9 protein-coding genes and 1 pseudogene are annotated in these 14,380 nt (G+C 48.3%); 1 reads left to right on the top strand and 9 read right to left on the bottom strand.

The window, feature by feature from the left end:
* Positions 1-30 precede the first annotated feature (30 nt).
* Genes EAO38_RS02535 through hemH form a run of 7 tightly spaced genes read right to left on the bottom strand, consistent with a single transcriptional unit; the run spans position 31 to position 10,468 of the window.
* Complete coding sequence (locus tag EAO38_RS02535) at positions 31-2,613, bottom strand: DNA polymerase (RefSeq protein WP_121020813.1); 2,583 nt, start codon at positions 2,611-2,613, stop codon at positions 31-33.
* Positions 2,592-3,221 (bottom strand): FAD-dependent thymidylate synthase, encoded by a 630-nt coding sequence (gene thyX, locus EAO38_RS02530; RefSeq protein ID WP_104752363.1) that lies wholly within the window; start codon positions 3,219-3,221, stop codon positions 2,592-2,594. The genes EAO38_RS02535 and thyX overlap by 22 nt, the downstream gene beginning before the upstream one ends.
* Before the next feature lie 9 nt (positions 3,222-3,230).
* Positions 3,231-4,532: a type 1 periplasmic-binding domain-containing protein gene (locus EAO38_RS02525; protein ID WP_205588326.1), complete on the bottom strand. Its 1,302-nt coding sequence runs from the start codon at positions 4,530-4,532 to the stop codon at positions 3,231-3,233.
* Positions 4,533-4,534: 2 nt separating this feature from the next.
* Positions 4,535-5,947, bottom strand: a complete 1,413-nt coding sequence (gene aspA, locus EAO38_RS02520; protein WP_121020811.1) for an aspartate ammonia-lyase — start codon at positions 5,945-5,947, stop codon at positions 4,535-4,537.
* 59 nt (positions 5,948-6,006) lie between these two features.
* On the bottom strand, positions 6,007-8,829 hold the full coding sequence (gene ccsA, locus EAO38_RS02515; RefSeq protein WP_121020809.1) for a cytochrome c biogenesis protein CcsA: 2,823 nt from the start codon (positions 8,827-8,829) through the stop codon (positions 6,007-6,009).
* On the bottom strand, positions 8,819-9,445 hold the full coding sequence (locus EAO38_RS02510; RefSeq protein ID WP_121020807.1) for a SoxW family protein: 627 nt from the start codon (positions 9,443-9,445) through the stop codon (positions 8,819-8,821). Before EAO38_RS02510 ends, ccsA begins: the two co-directional genes overlap by 11 nt.
* A 51-nt stretch (positions 9,446-9,496) precedes the next feature.
* Positions 9,497-10,468 carry a ferrochelatase gene (gene hemH, locus EAO38_RS02505; RefSeq protein WP_121020805.1) on the bottom strand — a complete coding sequence of 324 codons (972 nt, stop codon included), beginning with the start codon at positions 10,466-10,468 and terminating at the stop codon, positions 9,497-9,499.
* Positions 10,469-10,531: 63 nt separating this feature from the next.
* Between hemH and EAO38_RS02500 the strand changes: the two genes are divergently transcribed.
* Positions 10,532-11,227, top strand: coding sequence for an RsmE family RNA methyltransferase (locus EAO38_RS02500; protein ID WP_121020803.1), 696 nt, complete (start codon positions 10,532-10,534; stop codon positions 11,225-11,227).
* Here the strand turns inward: EAO38_RS02500 and EAO38_RS02495 are convergent.
* Entirely contained in the window at positions 11,217-13,181 is a 1,965-nt protein-coding gene (locus EAO38_RS02495; protein WP_121020801.1) for an FUSC family protein, read from the bottom strand. The two genes, EAO38_RS02500 and EAO38_RS02495, sit on opposite strands and share 11 nt — an antisense overlap.
* A 4-nt stretch (positions 13,182-13,185) precedes the next feature.
* Positions 13,186-14,289: pseudogene (locus EAO38_RS02490) on the bottom strand (Mrp/NBP35 family ATP-binding protein); the annotation flags it as partial.
* Between the last annotated feature and the right edge of the window lie 91 nt (positions 14,290-14,380).

Raw genomic sequence — 14,380 nt, 5'->3', positions numbered from 1 at the left:
AAACGGATATTCTACCACAGAAAAGCCCCACTACAAACCCTTCAAATCCCCCCAATTAGGCGCGATGGCGGTGTGGCACTCTAGGGGGATTTTGAGAGGATAAATTGTCTCCATAAGGGTTTTGATCTCTGAGGCTAGGCGTGGGGCGTGCGCATGGGGGACTTCTAAGAGGATTTCATCATGGACTTGTACCAACATTTTAACTCTGGGATATGGGGCGATATGCGCGTGGATTTTGAGCATGGCTAATTTGACCAAATCGCTAGCACTCCCTTGAAAGAGGGTGTTGACTCCCTCACGCAAATACTCGGCTTGGAGTTTGGGATTGGCATGGGTGAAGTCAAAATGGCGTTGATGCCCTAAAAGCGTGGTGATCTGGTGTTCTTGTAGAATGCGCGCTTTGAGATTCTCTAAAAAATCCTTAATTGTGGGGAAGGTGTTGAAGTAGTGTTCAATATAGCTTTTAGCTTCTGCTTGGCTGATTTTAAGGGTTTGGGCTAAACGCTGGGGACCCATCCCATAGAGCAGGGCAAAATTAATGCTCTTAGCCGCATGGCGTTTGGAGGGGTCATTAAAGAGAGCTAGGGCGGTGTTAAGATGAATATCCTGACCTTGTAAAAAGGCTTGAATCAATTGCGCATCCCCGCTAAAATGCGCCAAGAGTCGGAGCTCAATTTGAGAATAATCCACCCCTAGCAAGAGCAGATCGGGCGCGCTGGGGATAAATCCATGGGCGATCTTCTTGCCTAAGGGGGTGCGTATGGGGATGTTTTGGAGATTAGGATGTGCAGAACTCAAGCGAGAGCTAGCTGTCGTGTTTTGGTAAAAAATGCTGTGAATCTTGCCATGTTGGTTTTGGGTGAGCAGGGGTTCAACATAGGTCGTTTGGAGTTTGAAAATTTCGCGATATTGCAAGAGAGCGTCCAACAGCGCACTGATCTGCACGCCTTGAATCACCGTATTTTGGTAGGTTTCCTGCAAGGCTTTCAAACTGGCTTCATCGGTAGAAAACCCGGTTTTGATCTTTTTAACCCCCTTAGCCTGTAGCCCCAAGTGTTGGTAGAGAAAATGCGCCCATTGCTTGGTAGAATTGACATTGAGCGGGGTGCGCGCGAGGGTGTGGATTGTGCTTTGCAACGCCTGCAAGCTCTCTTTGAACTCTTGTTGCAAGGCTTGAAAATACGCCAAATCCAACCTAAAGCCCTGTACCTGCAGGCGGTATAAAATTTCTAATAAGGGGTATTCTAGGGTGCGTCCTAACTCTAAGAGTGCCGGACTCAAGTGGTGTTGGTAATGCGCATAGGCAGCAGCGATCACCTGCGTGTTGCGCTCTAGGGCTAGCGCGTCTAAAGGGGCGTTAGGTTTGCTCTCAAAGGCTTCTAGCTCCAAGACTTTAGCTAGCGCGCTGATCTTAGGCTCTAAATTTGAATTGTGTAACCATGCCAATAGCGCGACATCTTCGTAATCTGGTGGCAAATCTAAAGAGCAGTGTTGATTGAGGGCTAGAAAAACTTCTTTGATCTGATAGCCGATGAGCTTACATCGGTAGAGGGCTTGCAAGCAAGCTTGAGCCTGCGCTTCATGCAGGTTTAAGAGGATAAAATCGCTAGGAGGCTCTAGCCCTAAAATGCCCAACAAGCCCTGGGGTTCTAAAGCGATCGCACAGACACGCAACGCCAAGAGGCGCGCTAGGATTTGTTGGGGAGCTTGGGGGGAGCTTGGGGAAATTTGGGGGGGGTTTTTGGGGGTGGGATTGATTTGCTTGAGCAGGGCGAACATTTCGTAATGTTGCAGAGCGTCTGTGATGCGCAATAGGGGGTTTTCTTGGGGGAAGGGTTGTAAGGTGGGGGGCTGGCTAAAAAGTGTGGTGTGCAAAGTGGCAAGCTGGCGGCTCAAAAACGCCTGCTCTTTATCCCTTAAAAGCGCGTGTTGCAATTTAGCAGGAAGTTTGGGCTGTGTGATCCCTTTGGTCTCTAGGGTGTGGTAGAGATTTTCTAAAGTCCCAAAGGCTTGGATGAGTTTAGCCCCATAGGTGGGTCCAATGCCCTCCACCCCCTTATAGCCATCGCTGCTATCCCCAATCAAGCCCTGATAGTCTACAAATTGGTGGGGATAAATGCCGTATTTTTCTAGACATTCTTCTACACCTTTAAGGGCATGGGTGCTTGGATCGCATAGAAAAACGCGCGGGCTGACTAATTGATAAAAATCCTTATCCGCGCTCAAAATCCGCACCTGTGCATGGGCAAAAACACTGCACAAGCTTGCAATCACATCATCGCTTTCATACCCTGCCACACTAAAGACATCTAGCCCCATTTTCTCCATCCACTCCAAAATAATGGGCAGCTGATCCTCTAATCCGGGGGGGGCGATGCGCTTTGCCTTATAGGTAGAACAGAGGCTTTTGCGCTTGTTCTCCTTGCTCTCTAGGGCAAAAACTACATGATCCCCTTTGAGCTTATAGACTTGTTGTACAACCCGTACAAAAGCGCTTAACCATGCCGTGTTTGTGCCCGCTGCAGTGCGTAAATCCTGCAGGTGGTAGTAAAACTTAAAGAGCAGACTAAAGGTGTCAACGAGGTATAGTTTCAGCGCGAATCCTTCAAGCACGCGTTGAAGAGATATTGGTGATCTTGGGGCAGAGCGTCATAGAGAGAAAAGGCAAGTTGGCGAATCTCCCAAAGGGCTTTAGAATCCGTGCGCAAAGAGAGAAAATTTTGCAGACTGCGCGCGTTCACGCTGAAGGCTAGAGAAGTTTTGTAGCTCTCAGGCATGGCAAATTTGGCGTAATCGTTTTTCACATGGCTACTCACTAACAAGCGCAAATTTTCTAAAGCCTGCACGCTGGCGTGATCGACCGCTTCTACTCCGGTGAAAACCAAAAACTTTTGGGCGCGCGCTAGATTGTTGGCATCTAGAGGTAAAAAGCTCGCCTCGCTTTTGAGTTCGCTCAAAGTGTAGCGGCTGGATTTGACTGAAAAGCTCGCCATTCTATGGCGCGCAAGTTCTTGCAAGCACGCCCGACTGATGCCTAGAATTTCAAAATTGTAAAACAAATGCTCTAGGGTAGAATTGTGGCGGTATTTGTTTGCCACGCGATCGATGAGCTCTAAATCCTTGCGTCCGCCCCCATCGCTGTAAGCAAAACTCTGGTAACAAGTGCGAATCGCTTCATAGCAACAACTCAATGGGGTGGCGTGTTTTAAATGTACTTGCACTGGTGTCCTTTATTCATTATTCCCCTGTTCTTCAAGCAAAACGGGGGAATTAGGCGGGCGCGTGGGCAAGGAGAGGGGCACAAAACCCAAACCTTCGGGGGTATAAATGGTGTTGGTGTAAATGATCTGCTTGTCTTGCAAGGGTTCGCTAAAATAGCGTTCTGCAATGTGGTAGGTGCTTACTAACATGTGTTCTAGGGAATTGACACTGGTATAACCCACCCAATCATAGGCCAGATTCACCCCCAAAATAGAAGCGTATTGTTCTAAATAAGGGTTGATTTTGCCAATCGCGCTGGTGAGATAGAAATGCTGGCGATCGCGCTCTTGAGTGAGCATGAACAAAGCCAAATTGAAATTGATTTGCGAGGAAAGTAACATTTGGGGGCGTTTGGCGCGCGCAAGCAGGCCGATTTGGGAGAGAAGCAAGCCTGTCTTAACAATGGGGGTGTTGAGTACGACAACGCCCTCTTTAAAATACTTAATCTGACTTCTGAGCTCGTGTGAAAAAGCGCTCGCTTTTTTAAAGGTGATGGTGTCTTGGTAGAGAATGGGCGCGCCCAAATCTTGAACACTCTTGCCCAACATCGCCCCTCTAAAGCTATCGTCATTGTAAAGCACCAAGGGTTTATGCTGACTCAAATCCACTAACATGGCCACCTGCTGGGCAAAATCAATCCCCCCAAAGATCAAAGTAGAGGGCAAATTTACCAATTTTTCTAGTTGATCCTTGTGCGCGCTGGGCACAATGGTGGGCAGACTTAAGGGAGTTTGGCTGATCAAATTCTGCACCCCATTTTGCGTGAGCAAGGCAATCACAAAGGGGAAATGTTCTTTGACAATCTCCTGATAGGTCTGTTTTAAACTCTGCGGATCTTCTTTTTTGCTATCAAAGACCCTAAAGATGAAATTTTGCTCTTTGAGCGCTAAATACGCCAAAATAGCATTAATAGCGGTATTGCTATACTTCCCTACCACCTCTTTGGGCACTAAGAGCGCTACCTTTTGTGTGGTGCTTTGTGTGGGCTGCGCCTCATTATCTGGCTTGGCGGCTATGGCTAGAGTGGGGTTGAGTAGATCGCTGATGATGGTATAGTCATCTTGCAATTGCGCGTCTTGACTAGGAGTATAGCGTGCCATGAAAGAAAAAATCTGCCCATCTGCATAGAGCTTTTTTAAACAATCATCATTACAGGGCTCTAGGGGCACGACAATTTGCTGGGCAGGGGGGATGGGGGATAGCATCCGCGGGCGCGCAGGGGTATGCGCGCCTAGGATGCTACCCAGTAAAAAGAGCAACGCCCATCTCAAGGCTAATCTTTATGCTTTTTGAAGGCATGGGGGCTTAACATGTTCTCAGGTTGGAAGATTTCAGCCAGTTGCTCTTTGGTGAGCAACTTGCGCTCTAGTACGATTTCATGCACAGATTTACCGGTGTCCAAGGCTTCCTTAGCGATGGAGGCGGATTTTTCATACCCGATATGGGGGTTGAGCGCGGTTACAATGCCAATACTATTGAAGACATAGTCATGGCAGATTTTCTCATTTGCCGTGATCCCATTGATGCATTTTTCTACCAAAGTGCGGATCGCGCGATTCAACATCACAAAAGAGTGGAAGAGTTTGTAAGCGATCACAGGTTCAAAGACATTGAGTTGCAACTGCCCCCCTTCAGCCGCCATCGCCACAGCCAAGTCATTGCCAATCACAGAAAAGCACACTTGGTTGACCACTTCTGGGATCACCGGGTTGACCTTGCCGGGCATAATCGAGCTTCCCGGTTGCATTTTAGGCAGATTGATTTCATTCAAGCCCGCCCTAGGTCCTGAACTCAACAAGCGTAGATCGTTGCAGATTTTAGAGAGTTTGATCGCCACGCGTTTGAGCGCGCCGCTCACTTGCACATAAGAACCCGTACTTTGGCTGGCTTCAATGAGATCATGGGCGATGGTGAAGGGCCTGCCGGTAACTTCTTGAATTTTCTTTTCTACAAGGCCTTTGTAATCGGGATGGGAATTAATGCCCGTACCAATGGCTGTCCCGCCCAAGTTGATCACGCGCGTCCAACTGCGCGCGTCCAAGATGTGTTGGATGTCCTTTTCTACCATAGAGACAAAGGTTTCAAATTCCTGCCCTAAAGTCATGGGCACAGCGTCTTGAAGTTGGGTGCGCCCCATTTTGAGTACATGAGAAAATTCCTTGGCTTTTTTGGCAAACGCGTCTTTTAAAATTTTGAGTACTTGGGTCATGTGATCTAGGCGTTCGTAGATGGCGATCTTGAGCGCACTGGGGTACACATCGTTTGTGGATTGAGAGCGGTTGACATGGTCATTGGGGTGGCAATATTGGTATTCGCCCTTTTTATGCCCTAGATATTCTAGCGCAACATTGGCGATCACTTCGTTCATGTTCATGTTCGTGCTTGTGCCCGCACCCCCTTGAATCATGTCTACCACGAATTGATCTTGATACTCCCCATCAATGATTTTATCGCAGGCATGACAAATCGCGTCCTTGATCTTAATATCAATGAGCCCTAATTCTGCATTGGTCAGAGCCGCGGCCTTTTTTACCTGCGCAAAAGAGCGGATAAAAATGGGGTAATTGAACAGGCGATCGTGGGTGATGTTGAAATTTTCCACCGCGCGCATGGTCTGGATGCCATAGTAGACGCTATCATCGATCTCCATCTCGCCAATAAAATCGTGTTCTTTTCGAGTCGCCATTAAATCTCCCTTAGAGTAAAATTGAAACGCGCTATTGTAGCCATTTAAGATTAATGAGCCTAGAGTTTAGGCATCACAAGCTGGCGTTTCCAGCCCGCTACCACGATAAGCAGGATCGTACCTGCCACAAAAAAGTAAAGAAAGGTAGGGATGGGCAGGGGGTCGCCCGCGGCGTAACTGTGCATGCCTGAGAGGTAGTAATTGACCCCAAAATAGGTCATCAAGATGGAGTAAAACCCTAGTACACTCGCGCTAGCAAAGACAAAGGGCATGAACTCAAAGCGCAAAAAGCGCAGGTGTAAGATCACCGCATAGACGGCAATAGAAATCAACGCCCATGTTTCTTTAGCGTCCCAACCCCAGTAACGCCCCCAAGATTCATTGGCCCACACACCCCCTAAGAAATTGCCCACACTCAACATCAAGAGCCCTAAGATCATGCCCATTTCGTTGATCGCGCTCAAAGAGCAGATAGTGCTATCAATATTGGGGCGTTTGGGACTTCTGAGCACAAAGAGCAAGAGAGTGAGAATCCCCAAGATAAAGCACAAGCCCAAAAAGCCATAACTGGCCGTGATAATAGAAACATGGATATTGAGCCAATAGGATTTGAGTACGGGCACTAGATTGCCAATTTGGGGGTCCATAAAGCCCAAATGCGCCACAAAGAGCGCGATCCCCCCCAAAAAACTAGAGGCGCAAAGGGCTAGATTGGAGCGCAAAATGAGCCCGGCGATAATGGCTGCCCATGCGATATAGAGCATGGATTCATAGGCGTTACTCCATGGTGAGTGCGCGCTCACATACCAGCGCAACAAGAGTCCGGTTGTGTGGGCTAAAGCCAAAAGGGCTAGCATACTATAAAACCCCCAATGCACCCAAGCCCTAGGGGGCTTGTTTTGAAAAGTGGCCACTAACACCACCCCTAGCAAGAGCAAGCCTAGCAGGATATAGGGCAAAGTGAGCATGTTAAAGAAATTGCTATGGTTTAAAAAGATCTCCGCGTTGACTTTGGAGGGGCTTAAAACCAAAGTACTATGGGCGCGCTGGTAAGCACCCAGCGCGTCTAAGGTTTGGTTGACTTGTGCCCACTGGTTAGAATCCACCCCTGCATCAAAGCCCACGAACAGCGCGCGCAAAAACTCCCTAGCTTCTTTGGCCAAAGAGGCATCGCTGCTCTTGATCGCATCGGCCGGGGAGAGCCAAGAGCTAGAGGTCTTTTCAGGAAAGATTTTCAAAATTGCCCCGCTAAAAATGGTGTACACCCAGTTGACGCGCTCATCAACTCTGAGCACATCTTTATCAAATTCATCGCGGTCTTTAGGGGCTTTTTGGTTGATCTCTTCGACATAGTTTTGGAGTTTATAGCCATGGGGGCCAAAAATATCCACAAAGGCCACGCGCGTTTGATTGGGGGGCACACCCAAGATTTGGCGCAATTTATGCGTGGAAGTGTAGATCATCTTGATGCTCTTGTAATCATCCGGATAGAGCATCATGCCTAGCATCACTTGGATATTGTCCATGCCCTTAAAGCCATCATGGTGGGTGATTTTGTGGATGAGATCCATGCTCAAAGTGTCTAAGGGCTTGATTCGCCCATCAAAGCCTTGCACTTGCAAGCGTTGGAACTTGCCCAATTTGCCCCTAGAATGCGCCTTGAGATTTTTCATGCGTTGGATAATCAGGGCATTGCGCGAGGCGATCTTTTCTTTCTCTAGGGTAACCTTGCCCATGTCATTTAAGGGAGTGGAGGCGCTTTTGCCCCCGTGCATGTCAATCTTGGCTGTTTCAGCGCGCAAATGCGCCCCCCCAAACCCCAGCGCGCAGGCGAGCAATAACCCAGCGATCTTTTGGGATTTAAGAAAGAGAGACAATCTTTGGAAGCGCCCACTTCTGCTAAACAAGAGCGCGATCGCCCCCAAGATCAGGCCGGCATAACCAATATAGGTGATGGATTTGCCCGGGTCCTTGTTGACAGAGAGAATAGTGCCCTTTTCATCGCGATCGTAAGAGGTTTGAAAAAAGCGATATCCCCCATAATCCAAGACATGATTCATAAAAATGCGATAGGGTTTGATGAGTTGTCCTTTAGTGTCTAAAATCTCCACCTCAGAGGCATAAGAAGAGGGGCTCATAGACCCCGGATAGCGTTCTAGCTCAAAGCGCTTGAGCTTGAGCATGAAGGGAAGTTTTTTAGTGGTAACTCCCCAATTAATGGCAATTTGTACATTTTGAAAATCTGCCTCCACATCTTGGCTTTCAATCCCGGGCCCGCCTGTGATGGCATAGGTGTGGCTCTGTCCTTCATAGGTAACTTTGAGAGTTAAAAGAGCGTGGTTATCCCTTTTATCAGCACTTTGTTTGCGCACGCTCAAGGGTTCTAAGATCAAGGGCTTGCCATAGACCTCGAGTTTTTCTATGGGCAAATGTCCAGAGAAGGGAGAGAGCGCGCTTTTGAGCGCGAAATGCAGGGGGGGAGTGTTGGGCTTGCGCACCTGAATATTGAGATAGGTGTCGCTGGTGGTGATGCTATTGCTGGTGGTGTTTTGACGAATGTGCATGGTCGCCTCAAAACCAAAGAAACGCGTTACCCCAGCCCCCACAATGATCAACACCAAGGAGAGATGGAAAAAGATACTCACCCAGCGCCTACGCTGGAAAGCCCTAGAACTAATGAGCGATCCCACAATGAGTACAAGCAAGTAAGCGTGCAAGGCGTTAAACCAAGCTGTGCGATAAACCACCGCTTGGGCTGCGGGCGTGCCATAGTCGTTTTCTACAAAGGTTGCTAGCGCGCAGGCGGTGGCATAGGTGATCATCACTGGGATCGCCACCCAAAATGAACCCAGAAAGAAATTTAAGAGTGCCCTAAGCCGCATTGAGCTCCCTAGTGCGCTTCAAGATATAGGCGCGCAGTTTTTGGATAAACTCTTTGTCGTCCTTGATGCCCTTGTGCAAGCCCTTGCCCACAAATTCTAGGACGGCTAGAAATTGCTTATAGGGCATGTAGCCGGGGAGCTCGTAGATGGTTTTGCCATCCGGGTTGGCAAAGACAATGGTGGGGGTGGAATTCACATCGTAGATAGAGGCTAGCTCAGAGGTGGGGAGCTTGAATTCTTTGTTTTTGTGCACCCCTCCCACCCTAAAGCTATGCATTTTGGAATAGCTAATATTGATGTAATAGGCGCTGTAATGGGTTTTGATGAAGTTCTTGAGCGTGTTGTGTTGCTTGATGTCCTGTTTGAGCAATTCGCAATAAGAGCAGCCATTTTTGCCAAAGATGAGGAGCATGTATTTCCCATTTGGGGCGATGGTCTTGGTGTCTAAGAACACATCTTCTAGTCCCGCATAACTCTGTTTGTCTAAATTATTGGCCTCTTCTAGGGCTTGTTTAGGACTATTGGTCCCTGCGCTGATCATGTCTTCATTGATCGCATCGTCATCTGCGTGGGCTAGGGTGAATAAAGCAAGCAAGCACAAAAAAAATCTACACATAGCAATCCTTTCAATTAAATAGGGCTTCCATTGTAGTCTTATAGAGTAAATCTAGCTTGGCTTAGCGTGTTGATTGTTTAAAACTTCTAAAATAGCTTTGGCAAAATCGGGGTGATCGTTCAAGCAAGGGCAGACCAAATATTCCAAGACCCCCAAACGCTTCGCGTCCAAGCGGTACTGGATTTGCAATTCATAGAGGGTTTCAGAATTGTCGATGCTAAAGGAGAGGGGGTAAATGATTAATTTGCTTTTACGGTAGTGTTCGATCAGCGCTTCCGTGCTGGGTTCTAGCCACTTCATAGGGCCCACTTTGGATTGGTAGGATAACTCTACACGCTTGAAAAATAAAGACGCACGCGTTAAAGCTTGCTTGAGTAAACTCACGTGGTGGATGCATTCGGCTTGGTAGGGATCGCCTTGTAATATCACGCGCTCGGGTAAGCCATGTACGCTAAAAATGAGCACAAACTCTTTAGGATCGCGCCCCTTTAAGGTGCTCATGATGCTTTGCACAATGGCTTGGTTATAGAGCGCATTGGTATAAAAGCGATCGATGGTGTTTAAAAACGGGGCATAGTTCAAAGTTTTCAGGGCGTTATGTACGTCTGTGAGCGAGGAGAGGGTGGTGGTGGTGGAGTACTGGGCGTACATGGAAAAGAGCGTGATATGTTTGATTCCACATTGCTGGAGTTGTTCCAACACTCCTAGGGCATACGGGGGGGTGTAGCGCATCGCATAGGTGTAATACCGGCTAGGATCCAGAGCGCATAATCGTTGGGCCAATTGCGCGCTCAAAGAGGCGATGGGGGATTTGCCCCCAATGCGTTCGTAAATAGCGCGCGACTTAGAGGCGCGGCTTTTGACGATGAATTTAGCCACTAATTGGCGTAAGCGGGCGTTTTTAATAGAGAGAATACAGGGGTCATTGAACATGTTATGCAAGAAAACTTCCACTTCTTGTAAGTGGTTGGGTCCGCCCATATTCAACAAGACCACCGCTTCTTGAGAAGGTGTAGGGTTCAAAAATCATCCATTGTTTTAAGCGTAATGTTATCATAAACCCACCCAAAAAGCAAAAGAGAGAAGATGCAATTTAGTTACCACCCCCAAGCAGGCCAGCATGAAATCACCCTAGAGGGAGAGCTTTACAGACATCTGTATTTAAGTCGACGCACCCAAGCTCAAGAAGTTTTGGCGTTTAGAAATCTTTTAGACGACACGCTGTACTTTTATGCCCAAGTTGGCGTGTACAAGAAACACGCGTGCTTGCGCTTATTAGAGAGTCGCTACACCCCCAAACGCCCCACACACCAAACCCATTTGATCTGGGCGTTGATCGCGCATAGGGAAATTGAGAAGGTGTTGCCCTATTTGAATCAAATGGGGGTGTGCAAAATTAGCTTTTTTTACGCGCAATACAGCCAAAGGGGGGATTTTGGAGTGCGCCAAATGCAACGCCTGGAGAGAATTTTGATCGCCTCCAACCAACAAAGTGGGCGGAGCGATTTGATGGCCTTAGAGGTACTCCAGAGCACTCAAGAAGCCCTGCAGGCCTACCCACATGCCAAAGTGCTAGATTGCAACGCGCAAGCAAGCACCGCCCCATTGCGCAATTTAGAACAAGGTGTATTCATAGGCCCTGAGGGGGGGTTTTGCGCCCAAGAACGCCAACTCTTTAGCCAGAGAGAGATTTACAGTTTGCCCAACCCCTTGATTTTGACCAGCGAAGGGGCGGCGTTGTGGCTGGGCGCGCTAGGGAGCTATGCCTTGCCTAGTATTTGAACACAGCTATAATCTCTCTAAACAATGCGTTTTGCGTGTTGAAGAGCGTGTCAAATAGCGAATCTAGATCCTTGTTGACACTGAGCAAACGCCCGGCTTCTTGGGGTTTGAAGAAATGGGGTTTGTTGTGGATGTAATTGAGCATTTGGGTGTAGCGGTTGAGAATAAGGCGGGTGTTATTGTGTACAAAGAGTTGGGTTTCTTCAGATAGGGGGGTGGAGTGGCAAAACTCATAGAGACGATAACTAGAGGTGTCTAGCACATCTAGGCATTTGAGGGCTCTAAAGAGCGCTTCAATCACTTTAAGATCAGCTGTTTCGCTGCGGGCGTTCTTCAAGCAGAGTCTAAAGTCGTTGAGCTGTTCTAAGAACACCTTTTGGGTGGCCAACATATGGGGGTTATTGGGTTGGAGGGTGAGACTTAAGAGATTTTTAAGAGTGCTCAAAACGCTTTGGGTGTGCTGGAGAAAGGCATCTTTATCATACTTAGGCCATAGAAAGAGAAAAACGGCATAAACAATGCCAATCCCAATCCCAATGTCCAGCAGGCGGGCGGTAACCAAATCTACAAATTGTTGCTTAAAGAGTGAAAAACAGAGCACAAAGGCAAACATCAACGCCGCCGCCCAAGTGGTGTAAGAATACACCTTCAGATAAATAAACAAAAAAATGGCGATCACAAGGCAGACATCAAAGAACCACGACCCTCCAAAGAGCCACACCACCAAGAGTCCGGGTACAAGACCAATACTGGTACCCTTGATAAATTCTACTTGTGTTTCTTTAATACTCCCCAAAGAGGAGCGCGACACCATCAAGGTCGCCATGGCAATCCACATGCCATGGTTAAAGCCAAAGTAGCGCGCGATGAAAACGGCGATCCCCATGGCCGTGGCGTATTTGAAGGCGTATTGAAAAATGGGGTTTTTCAAGCGCAGGGCATGCCAAATACTCTTGGGCGAGGGGAGGGGCGCGTTTTGGGGGTTGAGGGGCATTTCTCCCCCAATGAGAAAGGTGTGCATTTTATTGTAGATGATCTCTAAGGAGCGGCGCACCAGCTTATCCACATGGGGGTCTAGGTGTTCTAGGGCATCGGTGCGCAGGGGGAGATTTTTCTGGGCAAACACGCCCGCTAAAATCTTAAAATTTAACAAGAGTTCTTGACGCACCAACTCTAGAGCTTGGGCGTTGAAATGCCCATAGATAGAATGGATGGAGTGGTACATCTCTTCTAGGGCGTGGAGTTGAAAGAGGCTGCGTTGGAGGTTTTGGATGGTGTGGGGGTCTTTGATCTTGCTGGATTTGGAGCTCAAGATCATCTTGGTGTTTTGGATTTGTTGGAGCACTTGGGTTTGAATCATGGCGTAATCGCGCGGGCGGTTGGCGTATTGTAACATCAGCTCCATGTTGGAGAGCAGAATGCCAAAACGCTTTTTAGTGAAGGCGCTGTACTTGGAGACAAAGATGAAGTATTGCAAGAGAATGCTAAGAATGCCTAGCAGGCTCACCATGCCCAAACTCTGTTGCAAATCAATGGGCGCGTGCGCGTCCACAAATAGGCAGGTTACAAGGCCATTAGACAAAGCAGTGTTGCAGACCTTGTGCAGATCGGGGCTATAGGCTATGGACATGCCCACCAAGAAGGTAACTACAAACATGGGTGCGCACAGCCACACCCCAAAATGCGCGATGGGGTAGAAGAGCAAAATATTCGCACAACTCAGGGCGATAAAACCCAATAGATAGTAGATTTCGTGATCTTTATCGCTAATGAGCACACTTAAAAAATAAATGAAAATAGCCTGAAACCCTGCCCAGATGGTTACAAAGGGGCTAAAGAAAAACGCCCCCAACGCGGCGCATAGAAAGGTGGTAAAAGTCGCCTTGAGCGCGTAGATCAGGCTAAAATAGCCCGGATCGTGAAGATGGATGGCGCGTTTGAGCGTGTTGAGCACAGAATTAGCGGGTTGTGGGTTGAATCTCTTTATTGGTGGCCAGCTCTTCGCGCGCCACTTTGGCCAAAAACTCTAAAAGCTTGTCGCTGGCTTGTTGGTAGGCAAGGCTGACCGGGGATTTAGGATTGAGCACACTAATGGGTGTGCCCTTATCCCCCCCCTCTCTAACTTGCATTTCTAGCGGGATACGCGCAAGCAGATGGGTTTGATACGCCTCTAAGAGCGTGCTCAAGTTGTCTTTGCCAAAAATATCGCTAGTGTGCGCGCAATGGGGGCAAACAAACCCGCTCATATTCTCAATCACGCCCGCAATGGGGACATGCAATTTAGCAAACATGTCCAAAGAGCGCGCCGCGTCATCTAAGCTCACCAGTTGGGGCGTGGTTACACTAATGCCCGCACTAATGGGCACACCTTGGGCTAAAGTGAGCTGGGCATCCCCGGTGCCCGGGGGCATGTCCACGATGAGAATGTCTAGCTGTCCCCATAAAATGTCGGTAAGCATTTGTTCAATGGCGCGCATCAGCATAGGACCGCGCCAAATGAGACTCTGCCCCTCTTCATAGAGCAAACCCATGCTCATGGTTTTCACATTAAAAGCCTCTAGGGGGATGAGCTTTTTACCACTAGGATCGCTCATCGGATCCACGCCCACCAAGCCTAACATTCTAGGGATATTAGGACCATAAACATCGGCATCTAAAAGCCCAACTTTTTGTTGGCGTTGGGCTAGGGCGATGGCTAGATTAACGCTTGTGGTACTCTTGCCCACCCCGCCCTTGCCTGAGCTGACCATCACCACATGTTTGATATTGGGGGCTAGGTTTTTATTGCTGGTGGCTTGTTGGGGTTCTCTTTTTGGGGGGGTTTTGATGTCTAGCTGCAGGGCACTAATGCCTATTTCTTGCATTTTGGCACGCACCGCTTGCTCCAAGGTGGCTTTGACCTCAGAAGAGCTAGAGGGGATTTCTAAAAGCAGTCCTAGGCGATTCTCATGCAAGGTTACATTCTTGACAAAACCAAAACTCACAATATCGCGTTCAAAATTGGGGTAAATAATGGTTTTGAGCGCGTCTAACACTCGATCCTGTGTGATCATTTCTATCCTTTGGGGTGTGTTCTTAGTCTAACATGGCTTGTTTGCATTTCTCTTAATGCCTGCGCAGAGGTCTAGCAGGGGGGAGGGGTTTGGGGGGCGG

This window comes from Helicobacter vulpis, from assembly GCF_003660395.1.
In the GTDB taxonomy this organism is placed as follows: Bacteria; Campylobacterota; Campylobacteria; order Campylobacterales; family Helicobacteraceae; genus Helicobacter; species Helicobacter vulpis.
The sequence above is the reverse complement of the archived record's forward strand: the minus strand, read 5'-3'. Positions and strand labels throughout refer to the sequence as shown.